This is a genomic window from Rhodoferax antarcticus ANT.BR (genome assembly GCF_001938565.1).
Classification (GTDB): domain Bacteria; phylum Pseudomonadota; class Gammaproteobacteria; order Burkholderiales; family Burkholderiaceae_C; genus Rhodoferax; species Rhodoferax antarcticus.
On the sequence record NZ_MSYM01000008.1, the window covers coordinates 44,700 to 68,211 of the forward strand.

At 52.7% G+C, this 23,512-nt stretch carries 19 protein-coding genes; 6 read left to right on the plus strand and 13 right to left on the minus strand.

Going from position 1 to position 23,512, the window contains the following annotated elements:
- Together BLL52_RS05180 and BLL52_RS05185 are read right to left on the minus strand one after the other, a co-directional pair.
- Window positions 1-1,494, minus strand: coding sequence for an MBOAT family O-acyltransferase (locus BLL52_RS05180; protein WP_075585656.1), 1,494 nt, complete (start codon window positions 1,492-1,494; stop codon window positions 1-3).
- Window positions 1,495-1,497: 3 nt separating this feature from the next.
- Window positions 1,498-3,477 (minus strand): acyltransferase family protein, encoded by a 1,980-nt coding sequence (locus tag BLL52_RS05185; RefSeq protein ID WP_075585657.1) that lies wholly within the window; start codon window positions 3,475-3,477, stop codon window positions 1,498-1,500.
- A 246-nt stretch (window positions 3,478-3,723) separates the two neighbouring features.
- On the opposite strand from BLL52_RS05185, the gene BLL52_RS05190 reads away from it, so the two are divergent.
- The 4 genes from BLL52_RS05190 to BLL52_RS05200 all read left to right on the plus strand — a co-directional run bounded on the left by BLL52_RS05190 (window position 3,724) and on the right by BLL52_RS05200 (window position 7,521).
- Window positions 3,724-4,815 (plus strand): acyltransferase family protein, encoded by a 1,092-nt coding sequence (locus BLL52_RS05190; protein ID WP_075585658.1) that lies wholly within the window; start codon window positions 3,724-3,726, stop codon window positions 4,813-4,815.
- Between the two features lie 84 nt (window positions 4,816-4,899).
- Window positions 4,900-6,099, plus strand: a complete 1,200-nt coding sequence (locus BLL52_RS05195; RefSeq protein WP_075585659.1) for a glycosyltransferase — start codon at window positions 4,900-4,902, stop codon at window positions 6,097-6,099.
- Window positions 6,092-6,226, plus strand: coding sequence for a hypothetical protein (locus tag BLL52_RS21725; RefSeq protein WP_274534890.1), 135 nt, complete (start codon window positions 6,092-6,094; stop codon window positions 6,224-6,226). Before BLL52_RS05195 ends, BLL52_RS21725 begins: the two co-directional genes overlap by 8 nt.
- Complete coding sequence (locus BLL52_RS05200; protein WP_075585660.1) at window positions 6,223-7,521, plus strand: putative O-glycosylation ligase, exosortase A system-associated; 1,299 nt, start codon at window positions 6,223-6,225, stop codon at window positions 7,519-7,521. The genes BLL52_RS21725 and BLL52_RS05200 overlap by 4 nt, the downstream gene beginning before the upstream one ends.
- Here the strand turns inward: BLL52_RS05200 and BLL52_RS05205 are convergent.
- Window positions 7,502-7,951 (minus strand): polysaccharide deacetylase family protein, encoded by a 450-nt coding sequence (locus BLL52_RS05205; protein ID WP_075585661.1) that lies wholly within the window; start codon window positions 7,949-7,951, stop codon window positions 7,502-7,504. The genes BLL52_RS05200 and BLL52_RS05205 overlap by 20 nt on opposite strands.
- A gap of 100 nt (window positions 7,952-8,051) precedes the next feature.
- On the opposite strand from BLL52_RS05205, the gene BLL52_RS05210 reads away from it, so the two are divergent.
- Entirely contained in the window at window positions 8,052-9,767 is a 1,716-nt protein-coding gene (locus BLL52_RS05210) for an IS1634 family transposase (protein WP_075585441.1), read from the plus strand.
- A gap of 34 nt (window positions 9,768-9,801) precedes the next feature.
- Here BLL52_RS05210 and BLL52_RS05215 read toward each other — a convergent pair whose 3' ends face one another.
- From BLL52_RS05215 to BLL52_RS05260, 10 genes are all read right to left on the minus strand, one after another.
- On the minus strand, window positions 9,802-10,467 hold the full coding sequence (locus BLL52_RS05215) for a polysaccharide deacetylase family protein (RefSeq protein ID WP_075585662.1): 666 nt from the start codon (window positions 10,465-10,467) through the stop codon (window positions 9,802-9,804).
- On the minus strand, window positions 10,461-12,137 hold the full coding sequence (locus tag BLL52_RS05220) for an arsenate reductase/protein-tyrosine-phosphatase family protein (protein WP_158025678.1): 1,677 nt from the start codon (window positions 12,135-12,137) through the stop codon (window positions 10,461-10,463). Before BLL52_RS05220 ends, BLL52_RS05215 begins: the two co-directional genes overlap by 7 nt.
- A gap of 47 nt (window positions 12,138-12,184) precedes the next feature.
- Window positions 12,185-13,165 carry a glycosyltransferase family 2 protein gene (locus BLL52_RS05225; protein WP_075585664.1) on the minus strand — a complete coding sequence of 327 codons (981 nt, stop codon included), beginning with the start codon at window positions 13,163-13,165 and terminating at the stop codon, window positions 12,185-12,187.
- A 4-nt stretch (window positions 13,166-13,169) separates the two neighbouring features.
- Window positions 13,170-14,144 (minus strand): glycosyltransferase family 2 protein, encoded by a 975-nt coding sequence (locus BLL52_RS05230; protein ID WP_075585665.1) that lies wholly within the window; start codon window positions 14,142-14,144, stop codon window positions 13,170-13,172.
- Window positions 14,141-15,121: a glycosyltransferase family 2 protein gene (locus tag BLL52_RS05235; RefSeq protein ID WP_139313307.1), complete on the minus strand. Its 981-nt coding sequence runs from the start codon at window positions 15,119-15,121 to the stop codon at window positions 14,141-14,143. Before BLL52_RS05235 ends, BLL52_RS05230 begins: the two co-directional genes overlap by 4 nt.
- Window positions 15,091-15,966: a glycosyltransferase family 2 protein gene (locus BLL52_RS05240; RefSeq protein WP_075585667.1), complete on the minus strand. Its 876-nt coding sequence runs from the start codon at window positions 15,964-15,966 to the stop codon at window positions 15,091-15,093. The genes BLL52_RS05235 and BLL52_RS05240 overlap by 31 nt, the downstream gene beginning before the upstream one ends.
- A 70-nt stretch (window positions 15,967-16,036) precedes the next feature.
- Window positions 16,037-17,515 carry a lipopolysaccharide biosynthesis protein gene (locus BLL52_RS05245; RefSeq protein ID WP_075585668.1) on the minus strand — a complete coding sequence of 493 codons (1,479 nt, stop codon included), beginning with the start codon at window positions 17,513-17,515 and terminating at the stop codon, window positions 16,037-16,039.
- A 60-nt stretch (window positions 17,516-17,575) separates the two neighbouring features.
- Window positions 17,576-18,529, minus strand: coding sequence for a glycosyltransferase family 2 protein (locus BLL52_RS05250; protein WP_075585669.1), 954 nt, complete (start codon window positions 18,527-18,529; stop codon window positions 17,576-17,578).
- Window positions 18,530-18,542: 13 nt separating this feature from the next.
- Window positions 18,543-19,886 carry a phenylacetate--CoA ligase family protein gene (locus BLL52_RS05255; RefSeq protein ID WP_075585670.1) on the minus strand — a complete coding sequence of 448 codons (1,344 nt, stop codon included), beginning with the start codon at window positions 19,884-19,886 and terminating at the stop codon, window positions 18,543-18,545.
- A gap of 65 nt (window positions 19,887-19,951) precedes the next feature.
- Window positions 19,952-22,108, minus strand: coding sequence for a VanZ family protein (locus BLL52_RS05260; RefSeq protein ID WP_075585671.1), 2,157 nt, complete (start codon window positions 22,106-22,108; stop codon window positions 19,952-19,954).
- Between the two features lie 401 nt (window positions 22,109-22,509).
- Here BLL52_RS05260 and BLL52_RS05265 point away from each other — a divergent pair, with 401 nt between their 5' ends.
- Complete coding sequence (locus BLL52_RS05265) at window positions 22,510-23,424, plus strand: hypothetical protein (protein ID WP_083639659.1); 915 nt, start codon at window positions 22,510-22,512, stop codon at window positions 23,422-23,424.
- Window positions 23,425-23,512 lie beyond the last annotated feature (88 nt).

Sequence of the window (23,512 nt, forward strand, 5' to 3'; positions counted from 1 at the left end):
TCAAAAATTGAAGTAAATGAACGCACTGACCGATTGGCGCGTGATATTGACAACCAGCAACAACGCTATCGCCGCCAAACCGCAGCCTGCGACGAACGCCCTGACAGCCGGGCGACTGTTGCACACGCCTAATAGCCAATTGCCAATCTGGTTGCTGTTGGGCGCCGCCACAGCCAGTGCGCCCAAGGCACCGCACCATGCCAGACCTCTGGAAAGCGTCAAGCCAGCGTTCCACAGCGACGTATGTACCGCAGTGGTATCTGCCAGCCCTGCCATGCCATTCAACACGATGCCTGCACCCTGCAGGGTTTCGGCTCTAAAAACAACCCAGGCTGCCACCACGGCCAACATCGTCAACGCCCATGCCAGCGCAGTGAACACCTTGTTGGCGCTCAATTTCTTGAGCATGTTTTCACTGCACATCGCCCTGAAAGCATGGTTGATGCCCAGGTACAGCCCATGCAAAAACCCCCACACCACAAATGACCAGCTCGCCCCGTGCCACAGCCCGCCTAAAACCATCGTCACCATCAGGTTGACATAGCGCCGCTTCACGCCATACCGATTGCCGCCCAGGGAAATATAGAGGTAATCACGCAGAAACTGCGACAGCGTCATGTGCCAGCGGCGCCAAAACTCGCTGATGTTGGTCGCCTTATACGGTGAGTTGAAGTTGAACGGCAGGCGCACGTTAAACATCCATGACAGGCCAATCGCCATGTCCGAATAGCCTGAAAAGTCAAAGTAAAGCTGAAACGTGTAGGCCAGTGCACCCAGCCAAGCTTCTGGCCCGTCAACGAGCAGGCCCGCATCAGCCGCCTGAAAGATAGGGTCTGCGTACGGGCTCACGCCATCCGCCAGCACAACCTTCTTGAACAAGCCAATGGCAAAAATGGCTAACCCGGCAGTCAGGTTGCCAGTGTTGAGGCGATAGGTGGCAGCTTGCCGGAACTGCGGCATCATCTGCGCGTGGTGCAGTACCGGCCCTGCAATCAGATGCGGAAAGTACGTCACAAACAAGCCATAGTGAACCAAGTTGCGCTCTCTGACGCCTTTCTTCCAGGTGTCTACCAAGTAAGCAATTTGCGTGAAGGTAAAAAATGAGATGCCAATTGGCAAAATCACCCGCGCCATGTCCCACTGCATACCTAGCGCCTGGTTCAGGCTGTCAACAAAGAAATTGGCGTATTTGAAATAGCTCAACAGTGCCAGGTTAGCCGCAACACCTGCCACCATCCACCTTTTTGCAAGCTGCGTGTGTCGGGCTGAATCTGAGTCAGCCGCCGCAGCTATGCGCGAGCCCACCCAGTAATTTGCGGCAATGGATGCCAGCAGCAAAAAGGTAAACGTCGGCATCCAGTAGCCGTAAAAAAACACGGACGCAACCAACAGCCAAAGTGCAGCACCGCGATGGCTCAGCCGGCCTATGACAAAAAAGCCTGCCCAGACGACGGGCAGAAAGTAGCAGATGAAGGCCGCTGTGGTGAAAAGCATGGATTAAAGCGCGTTGAACACTTGCGCAAACATGGGTTCCAGCAATTTGTTGCCTGCTTTACCCAAGTGATCGTCGTCCGTATACAGCGGTAAACCGTTCGTGCTGCCCCAGCAGCGACCGTCGTGGCACAGATAGGCGGTGGGATCCAAAATCTTGATACCGCATTGATCCCGAGCAGCGTCTTGTGCAGCCCAGACCCAGGCATTGCGTTCCCAATATGACTCTATGGAAATAGAAAGATCATTATTTAAGCCAAAGATCATCCGTCGAGATAGAGTTTTGGGTATATCAAAACCCATCTCTGGTATGGGCCGTACCATGTAAACCGTGCGTTGCTTTGCCAACTGGCAAGCTGTTTGGGTAATGTGTTCGGCAAATTCCGTCAGATATTGAGGAGTGGCAATTGCGAATTCTCTTGAAAAGATTAGAACGGGTATGTTTGTCCCTGTGTTATTTTCGTTGGCACCCAGCGCAGCCGCTGCATATCGGTTGATGAGGATGATCGGTATCGTGTTTGGAAGATCATTCAAGCGAGATTTCGCTGACGCTATAAATTCGCTGCATTTATAGTTGTCACCGCCTAGAAATGCCTGTGCCGTGGGTTCCTTTTTTGAGCCAAACACAAATGTACAGGCACTATAAGTCCACTCCATCACGCCGAACTCGCGTCGATTAATCGCATGAACCAAAGCCGGTACCAATGCATCGGCATGGCTGTCCCCTGCGACCACAACAGCAAGTTGGCTGCCGCCATATAAACAAGAGGGAAAATTCAGCCCCTTGCTTGGATGGCATTCATCACGCCTTGGGTTGTAGTTCTTTGCCTCTGCTGCAGCTAACTCTATTCCTGGTGCAAAACGCCCCGCAATCCCTTGAGACTTCCAGATAGCAGCCGCTGGCGCAACAACCGCTACCACAGCCAACGCCAAACCACCCGCTGCAACACTCATCCTGGGCTTCTCCAACCATCGACGCGAGGTGTTTTCCACCCACACATAAGACAAATGACCCAAGAGCGCAGTGAGCAACAACGCAACGGCAATAGCCCAAGGGTTGTCATCCAGGCTCATATACACCAGCGCCACATACAACGGCCAATGCCACAGGTACAGCGAATAAGACCGGTCACCCAACCACTGTGGCAGTGCACTTGCAGTCCACGGCGAATTGCGGTTGGCCAATAGCACCAACATGGCTGCAGCCACCGGCAGGCCTGCCCGCCATCCAGGCCACGACGAATCTTTGTTAAAAATGGTGAAAGCCAGCACAATTAACAGCAGGCCCGCCGACTCGAGCCAGCGGCGCTGGGTGCCAGTCAACATGGGTTTGGTAGCCAGTAAATACACTAGCCCCCCTCCCAGCATTTCCCAAGCGCGGGTGTGCAGCAGGTAGAACGCTGCGCTGGGGTTGCTGACCGTCACCCAGACCGATGCCGCCAGCGAAACCGCCAAGCCCAGGCTAATCGCCCAAGTTTGTGCCTTACGTCCTGGCTTGATCCTCCAGACGGCCATCAGCACCAGAGGCAGAATTAGATAGAACTGCCATTCCACCGACAAAGACCATGTGTGCAGTAACCACTTTTCATGCGAGGCGCCGTCAAAGTAACCCGCCTCTTGCCAGAATTCGACGTTTGACAAAAATGCCAGTGCGTACGCGGTGTGTGAGCCCAACATTTTGTAGTCTGGTGGCAGCAGAATCCACCAGCCCAACATCAACAAGACAGCACACAGCACAGCCAACGCTGGGACGATGCGCCGACCCCGCGCCATGTAAAAACCCATGAGCGAAAACGTGTCACGCTCCAAGCCTTTAACGACCAAACCTGTCATCAAAAAACCTGAGATGACGAAGAAGACATCCACGCCCACAAATCCGCCGGGGAAACCCGGCAGACCGAAGTGATAGAAGATGACAGCCAGCACGGCCCAGGCACGTAAGCCGTTGATGTCTGCTCGGAATGTCGGCCGCGTGTGGTCTGTCATGGGCTGGATGATATTGGCAGATTGAACGATCTTCGGTTTCAGTTCGTGGCTGGGTCAGGTGCCAATTGTCAATATAGAGTGGGGCCGCTTCTTAGGCCCCCAAGGTAGCGCTGAACTTTGTTAGATACAGCGTCGAACATTTCTTAGATACGTCCGCAGCGTGCCATCTAAACTTATTTTGTTTTTTTGGCCAGTTGTCGTCTGCCACCATTTTTGACTACTCGATTTTGCAAAACGATTTCCGTGATGTCCTTAAACCGCCAACTCTCTACCTACCTTGATCTGATACGCGTCGTCTGCGCGTTGCTGGTGGTGCTCAGCCATTTGGGCCATGGACATCTGGTGGGTGGCTACCTGTGGGCGTTTACCGCTGTTGGCAACGAGGCGGTGATGGCGTTTTTTGTTCTGTCAGGCTTTGTCATCGCATTCGTCACGGATCAACGCGAACGAAGTATGGTCAGCTTTGCAGCTGCGCGTCTGGGTCGACTTTACTCGGTCATTCTGCCGGCCATGCTACTGACCCTGGGTTTGGATGCGATTGGCCAAACCATCAACGCCGAGAGTTACACCAATTCACGCGCCTTCTCCAGTAGCGATCCGCTGGCTGACTACATCCTCTCAGCCATCATGCTGAACCAATCCTGGGACGTGACGCAGCACTTCGGCAGCAATGGTGCCTACTGGTCGATTCCTTTCGAGTTTTGGTATTACTTTATTTTCGGTTCGTTCATGTTGCTCAAGGACTGGGCACGGTGGTTGTGCACTGGTCTGAGTGTGGCCCTGGCCGGGCCAAAAATACTGGTGTTGCTGCCGGTCTGGCTGATGGGTGTGGCGGTCTATTACCTGTTACAGCGCCGCAAACCAGGCCACTGGGCGCTGGTTGCCTCGCTCGGTAGCTTGGCGCTGCTGACTTGGATGCTATGGACCGATGTCACCGGGTTTGGAAAGTCCACCTTTTGGGGCATGACACCCAACGGTCTGCCATGGCAATATGTGGTGGGCCTATGCTTTGCGGTGCACATTTATGGCGCAACGGGGCTGGCCCAGTGGTTGGCCAAACCCTTTTTATGGTTTGCGCGACCGTTGGCGCTGCTTTCAGGCTCCAGCTTGGCGTTGTATCTTTTTCATCTGCCCATCATTGCCTTGGTGAACGCCATTGCCGCAGCCCAGGGACGTTCTGTTTACACCACCGCTGCCATGATCATCTTGCCATTTGCCGTAGCGATGACGTTGGGTTATTGGTGCGAGTTACAAAAGAAGCCGTTGCGCGCACGATTGCTCAAACTATTAACGAAAGCCGAGCAAACCCGTACGGCAGTCAAACACCCAAATGATTGATTCTTATAGGCGGGCAGCGGCTCGTCAGACAGCGCGCTGAGGCGCTACGATGTGCTTTCTTCGCCTACGATACACGCCGTGACCATGCCCCCCCCCCAGGTACTCGTTTTTTCCAGCTTGTTTCCTTCTGAAGCGCAGCCTTCGGCGGGCGTGTTTGTGCGCGAGCGCATGTTCAATGTGGCCCGGCAACTGCCGCTGTGCGTGGTGTCGCCAAAGCCATGGTTTCCGCTGCAGTGTCTGTTACGTTTGATCAGGCCACACTTCAGGCCCTCGGTTGCCCGGCACGTTGTGCAATCAGGCATTGACGTTTTCCAGCCCCGGTACTTGTCGTTTCCGGGCGTGTTGAAGCAGTTTGATGGCTATCTGATGGCGCTGGGAGCCTGGTGGTCGGTTCGCAGGTTGCACCAACAAGGGCGGGTCAGCCTGATTGACGCGCATTTTGCTTACCCTGATGGCTACGCGGCAACGCTGCTGGGCAGGTGGCTGGGAATCCCCGTCACTATCACGCTGCGTGGCACGGAGCACCGCCATGCCCTTGATCCGGCGCTGCGCCCGCTGCTGCAAGCTGCTTTCACGCGGGCATCACATATCTTTAGCGTATCGCAAGACTTGTGCAGGGTGCCTGGCGAACTGGGTGTGCCAGCCAGCAAGTTGCAAGTGGTCGGCAATGGCATTGACACTGACAAGTTTCAACGCACCGACAAGGCCGTGGCGCGGCAGGCGTTGAATCTGGCGATGGATGAACGTGTGTTGGTGTCTGTAGGTGGCTTGGTTGAACGCAAAGGTTTTCACCGGGTTATTGAGGTTCTGCCCGAGCTCATCCGCGAGTTCGGTAACCTGCGGCTGCTTGTTGTAGGTGGCGCCACAGCCGAGGGCAACAACCGCGCGGAGCTAGAGCAACTGGTGCAACGCCTCAAACTGCAAGGCCATGTGCAGTTTCTGGGGCCACGCCCGCACAACGAACTGGCAAACATTCTGAGCGCTGCAGATGTTTTTGTGCTGGCTACCCGCAACGAGGGTTGGGCCAACGTGTTTTTGGAGGCCATGGCGTGTGGACTACCGGTGGTGACTACCGATGTGGGCGGCAACCGGGAGGTGGTGACCAGCGAGGACTATGGCTTGGTTGTTCCCTTTGACGACCCCGCCGCACTGCGAGCAGCCCTTGCCACCGCACTTCATAAGCGGTGGGACGCTGCACAAATTGAGGCCTATGCGCGTTCCAACGCATGGAGCACACGGGTTGAAACCCTGCTTAGTAAATTCAAGGAGCTGACCCGTGGTTGAAGGCTTGTTGTTCTGGCTCGACTTGGCTCTGATGATGTATTTTTGCTGGCGAATCATCAAGCTCACGAAAGGCGAAGCTAAAGACTTGGGTATTTTTTCGTTCAAAGATACCGAAAAAAAACCATGAGAGATATTGTAATGTTTGGCGCCCTGCTGGGCATGGTACCTATGGCCTTTATGAATGGCCTGGTCGCTTTTTTGTTTTGGGGTTACACCACCGTATTGACACCTGCAAATTATTTATATGGATTTATGCAGGATGTACGATTTAACTTCATATTTGCCGCAATCGCCCTAAGCCTACTGGTGTTGGGCAAGACACGCTTGTCAAAGGAAAAAGTAACGCTTTCATGGGCCCATTGGTTAATTATTATATTTTTTATTCATGCCAACTTGACCTACTTTTTTGGCTTCACGCCCAACCCCTTGGCTGCCGAAAGGTATGAAAATTTCACTAAAGGCTTTGCTTTTGTTTTGGCAGTGCCATTTTTTGTAAAAGATAGATATGGAATTTATGCTATCTTAATCATGATTGCTTTGGGGTTAGGGCTTCATGGCGTGGTGGAAGGGTTGAAGTTTATTGTGTCAGGCGGCGTTCACCAAGTGAGTGGTGTTGGCAATTCATCGCTTAATGACAATAATCTGTTTGCCCTTGGTATGGTTATCGTCTTACCAATTTTGCTATTCTTTTTCAATACCTTACGCGAGAAATACGCAAGGTATGCTGCCCTTTCAGCCTCGGTTCTTACAATATTGACCATTATCGCAACCAACTCCCGGGGCGGCTTTTTGGCTATGAGTGTCCTTGGCGTTTGGTACTTTATTGCAAGTAGGCGCAAGGGTTTCGCCGCACTGGCGCTTGTTGTGGGTGTTGTCTTGGTCTTCAGCATGGCGCCAGACAGTTGGTTTGAGCGGGTATCCACTATTGGCACAGCCAGTGATGATCAATCATTTATGAATCGTGTGGCTGCATGGCGTGTCAGTTTATCAATTGGTTTGTCAAACCCAATTTTTGGCGGTGGTTTTTCGGCAGTACAAAATTTTTGGATTTGGGATCAATACAAAGACATGAGCAGCATATTTGCTATTGATATGAGCTTATATAGCGCAAAAGCGGCACACAGTATTTATTTTCAAGTAATAGGCGACATGGGTTTTGTAGGCCTTGCGCTTTACTTATTCATGTTTTACTCGGCGCATTTTAATCGGAAATGCATCCGGTCAAAAATCAAGAAAAGTGGCCGTACTGATATGGTTTGGGCCGTTGACATGGCAGATACAATGTTTTTGTCGTTGTTTGCTTTTATGGTGGGCGGTGCAGGCGTGAGTCTTCCGTATTATGAGATTATTTTTATTTTGATCGGATTGTTGGCGACTTTGAATACCATTGTCGACAAGAAAATTACGTCGGGTGCACAGTAATTCTCAAGTAGCTGGACAGCGACATTGTTTTGCCGCCGAATGTTTTTATAAAAAAGCCAATATACTCATCTAGCGTCTGTAAAAATATTTCTAGTTCGGTTGGTGAGTTGACGTATGGCGTATGGCCTGGCACCAGTGACGGACTATGGTACGTCAGCCCGAAATATGGGCAGCCTTGGGCTCGCAGACATTGCGTCAATGCTATGAGCCCTTGGGTACGGTAGCCTTCCGGCGTCAACTTGACCCGCTCCAGGAGCCCCAACCTTGAGGCGATACCCGGCAACCGTAACTGGCGCGCCCAATTTTGCTGCAATGCCGGGTATAGCTTTGCCCCTTGGTGATGAAATATGCCGGCGTAGCCACTCAAGTTCGACACTGTTTTTCCGAATTCCTGGTTTTCCCGCCCTGGCTTACCAATGAATTCAACCACTTACGTTGATTTTCTGGTTGAAAGCAAAAAGTGCATGTAGTGGCACGTTTCATTTGGTGGGTAGTTTTCGTTTTTTCTGACTTGCGCTACACTCAGCGCCATGTTCATCAAAGTCACCCAGTCTGGCGGTCGCCGCTACGCCCAGTTGGTGGAGTCCTTTCGCAATGATGAAGGCAAACCCCGCCAGCGCACCGTCTGCACCCTGGGTCGTCTGGAGTCCGGCGGCGACGTTGACACCCTGATTGCCTCCTTGCAACGCGCCCGAGGTATTGCCCCTGCTGCGTCTGCACTTGATGACCTGCGCTTTACTGACAGTCGCCATGCTGGTGACATCTGGGCCTTGTCTGAACTCTGGCGAACCTTGGGCTTTGATGATTTGGCGACTTCTTGGCGGCGCTCCAAAACAGAGATTGATGTTCTGACCTGTTTGCGCCTGATGGTCTTCAACCGCCTGTGTGACCCTGGCAGCAAACTCGGTGTGCTGCGCTGGCTGCAAACCGTGGCTTTGCCCGCAGGCTCTGGCATCGTCACTGAGCATCAGCACCTGCTGCGCGCCATGGACGTGCTCGATGAGCACAGCGACAAACTCAAGCTCCGACTGGCCACGCTCATGCGTCCGCTGATTGACCAAGACCTCTCGGTGGTGTTTTATGACCTCACCACGGTTGCGGTCACCGGACAGACGGATTTGCAAGACGATGTGCGCGCTTACGGCTTGGCCAAGTCGGGCCTGATTGAGCGCCAGTTCATGTTGTCCTTGGTGCAAACCTGCGAGGGCCTGCCCATCGCGCATGAAGTACATCCCGGTAACACGGCAGAGGCCAAAACCCTGCTGCCCATGATTCGGGGGTTGTTGGTGCGTTACCCGCTCAAGCGTGTGGTGCTGATTGCCGATCGGGGGCTGCTCAGCACGGCCAACATTGAAGAGTTGGACAAGTTGCAGGCCCAGTTGAAAAAGGATGGCCGTGATGTCGCCGTTGAGTACATCCTGGCGGTGCCGGCGGCGCGTTATGGTGACTTTGCAGATGATCTGCAAAAACTGCATAAGGGCCAGGATGCCACCCAAGAATGGTGCGGTGAAACAAAATGGAGCGATAGCCGTCTGGTGGTCGCACACGACCCGGTGGCTGCCAACCGGCGCACCACGGCGCGTGACAACACGATGGCAGAGTTGCTCAAATTGGGCCAGCAGTGCAGTGTCAAACTCGATGCGCAAGACGAGAGTCAACGCGCGGGTCAAAAGAACAAAAGCAAAGGCCGCCCGATGTCGGATTCGGGGACCAAAGCACGCTTCTACCATGCAGTCAAAGACGCGCATATGGCGCATTTGATCAAGGTGGATTTGAAGGCCGACCTGTTCAGCTATTCAATTGATGAGGATAAGAAGCGCTACCTGGAACTACTCGATGGCAAGTTGCTGCTGGTGACCAACACCAATGCACCAGCGGCTGAGGTGGTGCAGCGTTACAAGAGTCTGGCCGATATTGAACGGGGATTTCGGGTGCTCAAATCTGACATCGAGATTGGCCCGGTGTACCACCGGCTGCCTCAGCGCATTCGCGCGCATGCACTGATTTGCTTCATGGCGCTAGTGCTGTACCGGGTGATGCGCATGCGCCTGAAAGCTGCGAAGCGATCCGAGTCGCCCAGCACGCTGCTGGAGAGCCTCAAGCGCATTCATCAGCAGACCGTGCAGAGCGGCGATGGCAAAACGCTGGCGGGTTTAACTGAGATCACACCGGCTCAGAAGTCGCTGTTTACCGCACTGGATTTGACACCGCCAACCCCGTCTGACTTGGCTAAGCCTGTTTTGTAGTCTACGCTTTGAAGTCCGTTTCTAATGAAATCAATCACTTGCGTGCAGGAAGTGTCGAACTTGGGTAGCCAGCCGTGGCCGGCAGTTCGAGCAATGTTTTGCCACCTGCATCAAACCAAAACGGGTCTATCCCATGGCCGGAAAAGTCAGGCCCGCCATCTGCGGTCATGCGGGTATAGGGCACCACGCTGGCATCGATCAAGTAACCCAGCTTGGCGATAGTTTCTGCAGTGTGTGGCCCCACGCCGTAGCGCCCAGCTTTGAAAACGATGGGGCGCACGCCAAAAGCGGCCTCTATGGCGTCTGTGAGTGTTTCAAGTTTTTTGTCCTCCAGCTCTTTTGGCAAGTTGCCTGCATAGGAGTTGAAGACGCTCACCTCTTCTTCATAAGGTGGTGAAACCCATGGGTGAAGGTGGGTGCCAATCTCACAGCGGCCCTGCAGCATCAACCCTTTGAGTACTTTGACCGCTGCCGGGTCGCTGACCACCGGCCAGTCGATCACATAGGTGGGCACCACGCCGTATTTGTCAAAAACCCGCTGGTGCGCAAGCGGCTGCGCTGCGATCGACTGGGTGCTTGTGTTGCTTCTGGAGAAGGGCTGATTCCAGTCAAATTCTTCTTCCGTGTCAACGACCACTGTCAACACTGGAGGTGTCTCAGGCGGCAAGACGGCACGTCGGTGCGCAGACAGATTCAGCATGATTTCAGGCGCAGGGCCAGGTTATTCAGGCATGCATCAATGGTGGCGTATGTGCGGCAAAAGACGCCAATATCTCTGCCATCCGGATCCGCAATATGGCTTGCGCCGGTTAGCTGAAACGCGGACAAGAAGACCAGTTTGTTCGCCTGATCAGGATGCCTTTGCTTGAAAGATGCCACATTGATGTCGTCAAAGACGAAGACGACATCGGCTTTTGCAATGAGCTCATCGTCCGCACATTTGGACAGGTGTGCACCTAAATCCACGCTGCACTGTCGTGCAGCTTCAATGGCGACGTCTGGTGACGGTCTGTGGTTGCGGGGAAGCATGCCAGCGGAATCAACAGTTATAGACAAATTTTCACTATTAAATATAGAGCGAGCTTTCCTTTCTGCATAAGGGCTACGACATATATTTCCTTGACATAAAAAGAGGATATGCCCTGATTTCTGGCTTATGACCTTTGCCAGCGCCAGATTGTCCTGACCTGTAACCAGGCCTGCAGACTGCGGTGTTGACAAGCGCTGTTTCACAAATTGCCTGATTTCTGTCTTGGCGGGTGCCGGATCGTCTGCCACCCAAACATCGTGTTTCTCGTGCAGCAGCAACAGTCGACCAAAACCCATTAACCAGCGCAACATGGCCGAGCTCAGTTGGATAGGTTGCTTTTTCAGTTGCGACACCAGCGTGCGCATTTGCCAAATGTCTGCGATGAGGTTGCGGTTGTACTTGCCAATCGGGTAAGTAACGGGGGGAGTGATCTGCCCGTTACATAGCAGCTGGTAGAGCCGGTAAGGAAAATCAACGCCCCAGGCCACCGGCAGGGGTAACGACCCCCAAGGGCGAGCGTTAACCTCCAGCAACACCCATTTGCCAGTGCCAGTGTTGAGTTTGAATTCAAACATTGCCAGACCGGTGTATTGGGTGGCTGCCACCATGCGCGCGACGGCATCAAGCCGCTCAGTATCTAGCGGCATGCTTTTGCGGTAATAGCTACTGCCTGCCAGTTCGTTGGCCCGATGGTGCTCAAAAGCCTGCAGCACTTTGCCCTGGTGGCAAAGGACTGATACGCCGAGTCCAATACCGTCAAAGACTTGCTCAAAAAAAACCGTGTCAGGCTCTGGCTGTTGGCTCTGCAGCCACAGATTTATAGCTGCTGCATCGTCAAGCAGACGCACATGGGTACGCACATACAACTGCTGCAGGCAATAAGACTGGCGGTGCTTGGCCGCCACGGGCAAGCCTAGCTTCGCTTGCAACTCTGCAACGCTGCTGCCCGCCTGCCAGATATAGCCATCAGGAACCGGAACACCACAGCGCTGGGCCAGATGGCGGGTATTAATCTTGTCGAAGAATGCATCCAGCGCCACTAAGTCTGGAATGGCCAGAACGGTACGAACGGGCAAATCGGCCTGATGGGCACATAAGGGCAACAAGGCGCGCTCTTCACAGGGCAGCACCATGTCAAATTGCTCGTCAATACATAAGGTTTGCATGGCTTGCAGCCACTTGGCTCCACCATCCAGATAGTACGGGAGCACATGCACCTTGCAGATGTAGCGCGACTGCAGGGCTGGTGCATCCAGCGAATAGGGTGCCGCATGCACTTCTATACCGCGCCGACCCAATGAACGGACGCACGCTAGAAAGCTGCGGGTATCGTCCCCCATGACAAGGACTTTGGGTGGTGACGCCATGCGCAGAGTCTAGCGGACAACTATCCGCGCTTGAACGATTTGAGCCAGGCCCAGCCACAGTATGCAGCCCACTTGAACGAGAACCTGGCACCTAGCGCCTGGCGTGCGAAACCCAGGCATGCAGCAGGCTGGTTGTGACTTGCGCAATGCAGTGCCAGCCGCCGCAAGAGGTCGCCCTCATGCGCCAGACACAACTGCGTTATGGCCGGCGACTTGACAGTCACTGCAATGTGCTGACTGACCATTGCGGCCACCAGCCAGCGCTCCTGCTGTGAAAAGCTAGTTGAAACATTGACGCGCCGGGACGGGTCAGGAACATGGTGCTGGCACACCACACGCGGGCTAAACGCAATAGATTGGGCTGCATCGGTCGCGCGCCAGAAAAAATCCCGGTCCTCCTCGTAGCTGACACGGCTCCAGAAGCCATCGCCCATGCGGTCGAGCAGCGTCTTGCGAAGTGTCAGCATATTCATGTGGCCGAAACCGCCGCTACGACAAAGCTGCTCGGTTGTGATTGTGTAGATCTCAGCTACCAACTCAGGCAACCCAGAACAGATAGAAGTCAGACCGGGCAGCCAATCGTCGCTAATCCGCCCGTCAACATGAACTGCACGCTGATTGCCAATGAACAGTTCCAGCTCAGGACGTGCAGTGAACAACTGAATCAACCGCTCCGCATGCTTAGAGTCAGTCCACAGATCGTCGTCGTCACAAAATGCCAACAAAGCGCCACTAGCCTGACTCAGGCCGTGGTTACGCACCGCTGAAGGCCCTGAAGACGTGACTGCATCCGTGGGGGCAACTTCGATCAGCCGAAAACGGGTATCCAGTTGACACCAGGCAGCGCGCAGCGCCTGCCGGTTGGCCGCGTCAGACCCATCGTCGAGGACCAGCACCTCCATGGTCCGGCAGCTTTGCTGCTGCAAATGCTTCAGGCACCGCAGCAGCAGATCGGCACGGTTACGGGTTGGAACAATGACCGACAGCAACACGCGCAACACCCCCTTAAATCCGGTTCCAGAGTCGACCCAAAGGCTGTAAGACTCGTAGCCAAAGGGGCACTCTACGAGTCAGTTTGGGCGCCCCACCATGGCCAGCCAACCCGTCAGCCAAACCCAGCAAGCAGGCGTTGGCCTTGTCCTTCTGCCCTTGCTTTGTCAATTTGTTGGCCATGACCAAAGTACGGTCAATATACCGAGCGCGCAAAAAGCGCCTGTGGGGCTTGGGTACATGCGTCAATGCGAAGAAGACGGCGTTTCGAGTTGTCAAATAAAAAAAATAGGGAGGACGCCGATACATGTCCCCTTCAAAACAGGCGTGCTCAACACGGGCTTCCAGCGCAATATGGGTACACCAACCAGCCGTCATGAGCCGCGCACCATAATCGTCATCGTCGTAGTACGCAAACAGGCGGTCGTCGAGCAGGCCAACCTGCCGAACGGCTGACACACGCAGCAGCAAGGCAGTGCCGACAGCCCAAACCCGACCCTTGTGCTTTTCAAGAAAAGCTGGGGCATCCGCCAAAGTTGCAGGACGCAGGGTGTCAATGGCGATCCAATCATGCGCAGCGCCACAGAAGTCCACGGTATCAGGGTTGCCCATGCGAACAATCACCGGCGAAACCGCACCACACGCGGGGTTGACTTGCATACAGGCGACCAAGCATGCGATAGTGCCGGCAGGAACAACAGTGTCGTTGTTAAGCAGCCAGACATAATCAAAATCGTGGTCAAGGGCGTATTGAATGTTGGCATTCTGACCGCCGGTAAAGCCGGTATTCACTGGATTAAATAGAACGTCAACCAGAGGGTGTTCCAGGTTTTTAAGAACATTGGTTTCCACGGAGTTAGAACCGTTATCAATGACGCGAATGGCAACCTGAATGCCCGCGGGCACGTGATCTGCCAACAATGTGTTGACGCATTGAATAGTGCTATCGGATCCATTCCAATTCAATATGCTAACGAGTACTTTTATCATGATAAATATAACACGAATCGCATCAGCGCATCGCTAAAAAAGTAATGTTTAGCTTCTTTATTAAATGGCCCGCTTTGATTTATCCACCCGTGCCAGATACCAAGCTTCAATGCATGCGCGGTGGCGGTATCATTACCGATGACAAGCAATTGCTTTTTGGCAAGTCTCAGATTCCAGTAGATAAGTTTCAATGTGTTCAGCCGACTAGCATGCTTTTTTGCGATAGCAATGGAGTTTCTGTGGGTATAGTAGTAATAATGAGGCTTTCTGGGGTGGGTTGGGCTCGCATGCCAAACATACGCCTCGAAAACCACAGCGTTACTAAATCCACAAGAAATGGCCCGCAGAGCATAGTCGGTATCTTCGGCGTATGCAAACAGTCTCTCATCTAGATAGCCAAGAGTCTTAATGCATGACAGACGAACAAGTAGCGCTGTGCCCCAAATAATAACCTTATTAGGATAATCCTGTTGCATTTTGCGCGCTACGTCAACATCAGTGTATTCGTGGGAACCCGTTCGAGTGTCATTTAGAATACTGATGACATGTTGAGGGCCGTGCGGTAGCGTATTGTTCAACAGTATCGGACTCACAAGCGCACTTTCACGGTGGCCATCTGCATAATCAACCAGACGTTCAAGACAGTTTGGTTGATTTATAGCATCATTGTTAAGCAGCCAAACATAGTCGAAACCTTGATCCAATGCCCATTTAACAACTCGGTTATGCCCACCGGCAAATCCAAGATTTACCAAGCTAGAAATGACTTTAATATGGCGTACCGTCTGAAGTGTAGCAAGCGATTCTGGCGTTGACTCGTTGTCTAACACCACAATTTGATGACTGACAGATGTAATTAGTTGCAGCGAGTGAACACACGCAATGGTATCTGAAGTATTTTTCCAGTTGAGAATACTAATACATACCCGAGGTTTGTGATTGATGATTACCATATTTTCCTCAACAGCCGCTGCCACTTGGTCGCCAAGAAGAATGTCAGTTGCTCTTTTGTAAGGGCATCGTTCTTCTTCAGCCAGTTTAGGTTCGCCATTGTGTATGCGGCGTTGTCACGAATCTTGTATAGATTTGAGTTCTTCGGAAGACCAGCTGTAATAGTACCGTTAAACCTATGGAGATGCTTCGCCGGGACAATATAATCGTCCAACCTCGAGGATCTAACATGTCCCCAATTATTTGAGCTTTTGTTATTCTCAATTCTATTGCGTAATCTTTTTTCTAGTTGCTGTGCGGATCGGTATTGAAAATGATAAATCAGAAGTTTTCTTGGTGAAATTTTGAGTAACGGCGAGCGACCCTTGACCTGAGTCGTGTTCAGTCGTAGGCCTTCAGAGAATTTAAAAATCCTTGGCTCACCGTAATTCAGCAAATAGTAAGGCCGCTGTTCCGCAGCAGGCTTAGAGCGATCAAAGTCAAGGCTGATGTCTTTTTCAGTGAAGTAGAACTGGGCGGTATTGTGTTCAATGCAGTTAAAGTTGTGAGTCGTCGCAAACTCAATCACTTGCGTTTGTGATTCTGTGTAGATCTCGTCTCCGTCGAGTATGGCAAACCAATCGCTATGGCTGAAAATCTCGGAATGCCTATATACCATCTCATATTTAAGATCGTCTGAGTATGTTTCATCGAGTTTACTGACCGATAATCTGTCTGAAGCAAACCGCTGCGCGACCTCAAAGGTGTCGTCCTTTGAGTTGTTGTCAAATATAAATATTTTGCTGAAGCCACCGTATCGAAGGAGCGATTCAATCGTTTGACCTAGAATGTCAGCCTCATCCTTGACTATCATGAATCCCCAGATATTCATTTAATATACTTTATTTTGTTAAGGAGTTTTTTTCAATATTTCTGGATAAGGCCAAGTCTAATAATCAGGTTTAGTTCAATTTCTTCTTCAAAAAATCAATTATGGTCGACTCAAGTCCATCAGGCCTTTTGGAGAAGTGCCATGTTAGCAACAACCAGGTTGTGTAGATAACAGCACCCAACATCACATTGGCCACCAAAATGGCAATGTTCGAGGAAAATGGGTTGCCCCAAGTGACCAATATGAGGTACATAGTGATTGCGCCAGCGAACGGCCTCAAGAGTGAGCCTAACGTCGATCGTAATAGGATCCCAGTGTATGTCCGCGCGGCAATCATCATCAAAACGGACTGCACCAAACCACTGGCTATGCGAGCGATCATCAGACCTTCCAGATGATAAATCGGCGTCAGTATAAAAGCTAACGCGACAAATGCCAGAAATTCGATCCAGACAATACGACTTTGCACCCGGACATGACCCGCAACGTTAAGCAGCGTACTGAGTGGTGATGTGAGATATTGCCCTACTCCTATGATGGCAAAACCTGCCACAAAAGGTGTGGCGCCAAGCCATTGCTGACCCAACAATAATGGCGTAAATTGTTCGCTAACCGCAGCCATTCCAAAACCAAGTGGCATGGTAATGCTGTTGACACTACTGAGTGTTTTCAATGTAGCTGCTTTGGCTCTTTCCCAGTCATGTCGCATAGCGGTCAAGATGGGATACAGTGGCCGCGTCAGCGCTGGACCTAATTCACCAGCAGGCAACTGACCAATATCTGCACCGACGGAGTACAAGCCATACTCCTGGGTACTGCCAATTCGACCAGCCATAAGTTGGTCTGATTTACGCAAGAAGAATCCTCCGATACCCGTAACCATAAGCCATTTGGAAATAGCCCATATATCGCCTATTTTGGAAACACACCATTTAGGCCGATAAGGATGCAAGTAATAGGAGAGCACCCACTCGACCACAAAACCGGCAACAATACCGGCAACTAGACCTCGGTAGTCGCGGAAATACAATGCGGTCAATAGAGTGACCGATACCGAGATTAGTTTTGTGTAGATCGACAGTTTGAATTCAACCGCAAACTGTAGGTCACGATACGCCAAAGACATTCCTATATTGGAAAAGCCCATAAACACTTGACAAACACAGACTATAAGTAGCACTTGTGTGACACGTGGCTCGTTAAAATACTCAGCAGCGAATGGAGAAACCGCAGCCAAAGCCAGTGCCATGACGATACCTTGCAAACCGCGCAAGGTCCATGCTGAATTAATTTGATCAGTCGTTGCCTCTTTTCCTAGTCGCACCAATGCAGCACCGGCACCAGTATTTAGAAAGGTTTCTACCAGTCCAACAACGAGGAAAGCCATTGAAACCACGCCATAGTCTTGTGGCTGGAGAACTCGGGCCAGAATTACTGTACTTAGCAATCCGATAGTTTTGCCTGTCCAGCGCATGCCGACAGCCCAGACGGCACCTCTCATCAGGCTGACCTTAAGGTCGTCTGTATTTTCCAAATGGCTGTTTGACATTACTATTTACTGCGCATTGGCAGGAGACGGCTTGATAGTTGACGCACTAATGGCGTTTTACTAAAATTTGATCTGTGATAATCGCCATACTATCTGTCGCAAAGGGTTAGGTAACTGAATAATGCGGCATTTCCATACAAACCTTTGGTCGTTTAGCGTCAAGTGGGGCTGTTTCAAAGCTTCCGCAGCAAGTTGAAATTCGCCCTCTGCGAATGCCGCATTAAAGGCCTGTGCGCTGTGACGCTGTATGGCCTGAACAATCTCCGGTTCAAATCTTCTTGCTCCTTCATGCGTCGCCAAAGCGTGCCGTAAAACTTTTGCGGCACCCAGGTGGGTTCTCACAGTGCTGTCTGACTGGCTGCCAGAGTGATATCGCACTCTGGCAAGCACCCTGCGGCAAAGTGCCGTCTGTCCTTTGGACAACGCGCGGAGATTAAATTCCCAGTCCTCAGTTATTACCCTTCTAAATTCTGGGTTAAAACCGCCAATAGATTCATAAAACGATTTGCGGATGGTCATACCCGTCACCCACATGCACGGATACCGAATAGATTTGATATAAAGGTCTGGGTCGCCCACATAGAAACCATCGTCGAGATGAGAGCCATCAAAATACCCTTCAGGGGCGGCAAAAAATTTATCGGGGTACCAGGGTCGAGCGTCAAAGGTTGAAAAATTAACATAACAAAGATCGATCTTCGGATGGGAAGTCAACCAATTGCCAACCAGCTCGCAATAGTCTGGTTCTAACAGATCATCGGAATCGCAAAAGGCAACAAATTCTGAGCTTGTAGCGGCTATACCAGTGTTGCGGGCTCTTTGAACGCCCTGATTGGTGGTCCGGATGTAGCGCACGCTGCCCGCAAACCGCTGCACCACTTGCGCGGTGTCGTCGGTAGAGCCGTCGTCAACTACTATGATTTCGTCGAACGGAACAGATTGATTACTAGCACTGCGTAGCGCCTGTTCTATTAAAGGTGCACGGTTGTATGCAGGGATGATCAGGCTAAGCATTGATATTCGGTTGTTAAGTGATCGTGGCGACGGTTTTCAGCCAGTCGTTTCGGATGATCAGCAACTTGCCATTCTGGGTGAGTTCTGGCGGGGCCCAGATGATGTTCCAGGTGACTTCATCGCCAATCTTGTCGCGCAGGTATTGCAACACGCGTGCATCGTCCCAACTAAAGCCGGGGCCGCGCGCCAGCCGCACCGTGATGGCGTCAGCGGCGGTTTGGATGAATTGGTAGCTGTCGAGCCCGTCAATCCAGCGCATCACTAAGGTCAGGCCTGGCATGGGTACTTTGCGACCTCCGGGAAAGTGCAGCACGTCACCCGCACGGCCATCCACCGGGCCGATGCGCGGCCAGCAGACGCCCGTGGCTGATGGCTCACGGCTATGCCAATGCACGCGGTCACCCGTCTCATACCGGATGAAGGGCATGGCCAAGTTGGAAAACAGGGTAGCCACAGCGCGACCAGTTTGACCCAGCGCCTGTATTTGCTGATTTTGATCGTCCAGCACCTCCAAAATGCCACGGTGAAAGGACAGGTGCAGGCCGTCTTGTTCCGGGCCTTCGCAGGCATGCAGGCCGCCGTCGTTCAAGCCGTATTGGTCAAGCACCTTGACGCCCAGCACGTGCTGGATGCGTTCCCGCACTTCTGGGCGCATAACCTCGGCGGTGCAGACCACGCCCTTCAGGGCGGCAGGCTTGGCATTGAGTTGGGCCAGGTACTCGCACAACTCGCGAATGGAGTTGGGGTAGCCGTAAATCAGTCGAATTTTGTTGAAGTGTGGTGAGGCCACCAGGGCTTTGGCGCGCTCCAGGGTCATGTTGGAACCGCTGTTGACCCAGCGGTTGATGACCTTGTCACGCAAGGTGCGCTTGTCACTCAGCCCCACACCAACGGATTCGCCACCCACTACCAAAAACGGATCGCCTATGTTGTAACCCGCCCACGACCAACCCACATACATGTGCGCCCAGGCTAGCTGTTCATCAATGTCAGTCATCCGAAAGATGATCGGCCGCCCGGTGCTGCCACCGGTGCGGGCCGGGGTGCTTTTAACGCTGGGGTCAGTGGTGGTGAGCGCGTCTAGGTTGTCACGCACATGGTCTTTGGTTAGCAGCGGCAACTGCTGTAGGTCGGCAATGGTTTTGATCGCACGTGGGTCGTCAATCACACCTTGCCAATGGCTGCGGTAGAAAGGAACGTGCTGCCAACTGTAAGCGATGATTTTTTGCAGTTGCTCTTCTTGAAACTGCTGAATCTGGGCGGGAGTCCAGTTGGTTCGCCCTTTGATTTGTGTAAACAGCCCAATGCGCTTTGGCACTGCGGCAACGATCATGGCCTTATGGAACAGGGAGTTCATTTAATTCGCTATATTTTTCGACTGAAGCACGGAACGTGATGCAGTCTAGTTTAAGTCTATGCTAGTCAATTTGACTTGGACAACCATCTCCACGACCACCACTGCAATGCCGCCAAACCGCTGCTGACTGCCAAAAAAGCGATGCCAAATCTCAACATCAAATCAACCCCTTGAGCGTAATGTGTCCGGCCAGTGCTCAACAAGAACTGGAACGCTGAGAAAACGCTTCCGTCTTTGACAATCGTGTGCTCAGTGCCGACCCAATACAACGTAGCGGCCCCGATGGCCGCCAGCGCTGCCAGAATGACGAGCGTTTTGACTCGTTGTGCGCCTGCCAAAACAGCAGCCGTGGCGCTAGCAACGAAACAGCTTAGAAATAGCGCTGCAGCAAGCGCGCTAGCGGCCCAGAAACTTGCGTTGCTTGCAATCAGCTCAGTGAGGTTGTCCGTTACAGCCCATTGCAGCACAACCAAATACAGTGGCCATGACATCACGCCACTGATAACGACCCAATAGAGCACATCAGCTAGCGAGCGCGGGCGCAGAATGGCGCGCACGCACAATGCAGCACCTACCAGTTGCAGCATGATCGCCACGTGCAGCGCGACGTACCTGCCCAGCATTTCCCACTCCCAGGGCCAATCCAATACGGGAGAGCCAACGATGTCAAACAGGCTTTCCATGGGCACACTCACCCGCAGCAGCCACCAACTCAAGACGCCGTGAACGGCCAAAACGGCTGGAAGCATCATTAGCCACTTTCGTCGCCCTGGCAGGACAAGCAGGAAAACAGCGTTGCTAGCACCATAGGCGACTAACGCCAGCCCCAACGCAGACAAGCCCCCCCAAAAACTCGAGTGAAGTAGCTCACGCAGGTTGTAGGGGCCGCCCGGCAAATGGCATACAACAAAGATCAAGACACTGAGTGCCAGAACGGCCATCACGTGGATGCGGTAATTGGGTGCAGTCACGTGCGGTCGACTACGCAGGGCCACCTTGGCTTGATGCGCTGGCAAGCTTTCAGTTTGAATTTGTGGATGGCTACGGTCACTGAGCGAGCTACCGAATGAGGCAAGCACCAACGCCAAAACCAGCGGGGTGGTGTCACCGTGATAACCAACAACATAAACACGAAAGAATTCAAGTACCAAAAGCGCTGCAAAAACCCCACCGACCCAACCGGCTGGTGAGACACGAATAACACCATTCAGGTGTTTACCTACCCAAAACAAGGCGCCAATAGCCAGGGCTTCAAAAGCACTTGGAGAAATGTCTTTGGTGATACCCCACCAGAATATGTATGAGAAGGGTGCCAGTGTGAAAGTGGCGCCTGCCGGTTGACCTCTGTAGGGGGTCAATACCGTCACCAGAAGTGCCACCACGGCAACCCCGAAAACAATCAGCGGTGTTCTTTTGGTGGCATTGGCAGCTAACCAATACCCGACGAAAAGTCCGCCAACGATCCCCAACAGCGTTTCGCGGCGCAGGCTGCCATAGGCCACGAATATTTCAAGGATGACTGCCAAACTGCCTGGAATCAATACATTGAGCCAGCGTGGTTGTAGCCAATTTGCGCGCAACATGGCCATGCCAGCAAGCACGGCGGCCAAAGCATGCTGAAACAAGCGCATCAGTTCAAAAGTTGGGGCAACGACAACAGACTTGATGTGATTACGGAGTTCACCGACATCCAACGTGGGCACAAATGGAAACGACTCATAACAAAACCAGACGGCGACAAGCAGCATGGCGTAGCGGTCTTGTTGCCCACTGCTGGAACGCTGGAGATGATCGAACATCAAGCGAACGCGTTTGAATGCCAGAACACCAAAAACCATGCCAACCGCATTCCACAACACATCTGACAAAGCAGCAGTGCGACTGGGCAAGTACAGTTGCATCAATTGGATGCCCACTCCCAGTACAAGCCACGCGACTAGACACGCCAACAAAAGTCTGCCACGCCCCCGGAAGCAGGCATCCAATCCGACGCCAAGCGGTATAAAAAGCAAGAAGTTGTCATTCGCATCAGCGAGATGACGAAACATACGCCACTCATCAAAAAACTGTGCGATGGGCTTGGCTTCAGACTGGAAGTCAAATGGAAACAGCGACCCATAAACAATGAATGCAACTGACGCCCACAACAAGACCCACCAGTTGAATCCGCCATGCGCTTGCTGGCTGTCAGGTTGATGATTGAGGATTGATTTTTTCAACATTGGCGTTCTGAAAAAATGTCGGCAAGGGCACCAACGGTACAAAAAAGATCTGAAGGCAAACTGTCACGGTTATGCCAGTTGCTGCCTATAGTAGCGACCCACATGAGTTTTCTAAAACGTGCTCGCAGACGGTCGTCGTGAAAATCAATAGCCTGCCCGGCCTGATCAGCATCATTGTTTCAGTAGTTTTTTGGGTCTGTACAAGCAATGACCATGCCTTCGCGCAGCCTTTGCAAATACAGAGTGGTACCAAAACCTTCCAGGTTGGGCCTCAAAGAAATATAAAAACAATAGCAGAAGCTGCAAGATTGGTAAAGCCTGGAACGACTATTGAGGTTGACTCTGGCGTTTATGCAGGTGATGTCGCAGTGTGGCAAAGGGACAACATAACACTACGCGCCGTGGGCGGCAGAGTGCGCTTGCAGGCCAACGGCGCCGCTGCCGAGGGCAAAGGTATCTGGGTCGTTCGTGCCAAAGGCATGCGCGTGGAAGGTTTTGACTTTGAAGGCGCGATAGTGCCAAGCCGCAACGGCGCGGGTATTCGGCTGGATTCAGGCTCCCTGATTGTGAAAGACTGCGGTTTTTTCCTTAACGAGATCGGCCTGCTGACCAACAACGACCCCGATACGGTGTTGGAGGTGGAAGACAGCGAATTTGCCTACAACATGCGCCCAGACGGGCACAACCACAACCTGTACGTCGGGGCAATTGCTCGGCTCTCTGTCACGGGCAGCTACTTCCACCACGCAACCGTTGGCCATTTGCTCAAAAGCCGCGCTGCGGTAAACCACATTTTTTACAACCGATTGACCGACGAGGATGGCGGGCGGGCCAGCTACGAGTTGGAGTTCCCGAACGGCGGGGTGGCTTATGTGGTGGGTAACCAGATCCAGCAAGGCCCAGGAACTGAGAACCGGACCTTAATCTCGTTTGGAGCAGAGGGCTACATACGGGCCAACAACGCGCTTTACTTGGTGGGGAACACACTGGTGGACGATTTTGGTAGCTGGGGTCAGTGGCTTGCCATCAGGCCGCCCACGCAACGTGGCCCGAACGGCACCGCAGCCCGGGTAACGGTCAAAGCCATGAACAATTTGTTGGTGGGTGGTGGGCAATTGAAGTTGGACCTGCCTGCTGACCTTCGCAACAATGTCAATGTGTCCAAAAGTGTCTTTGTAGATCCAACCCGGCATGATTACCGCTTGCGCAATCCAGCCCACCCGCCCATGCAACCCGTGGACCCTGACACAGCCAACGGCGTTGACCTGCGGCCCAAGCGGGAATACGTACCCCTGCGACAGACGCGCGACCTGTGAGTCCGAAGAAAAATCGCATTGACCTACCATGCCCCCTCCCGCGAACGCGACCCGACAAAGTCTGATCTTTGTTCGCATGTGCAGCGGC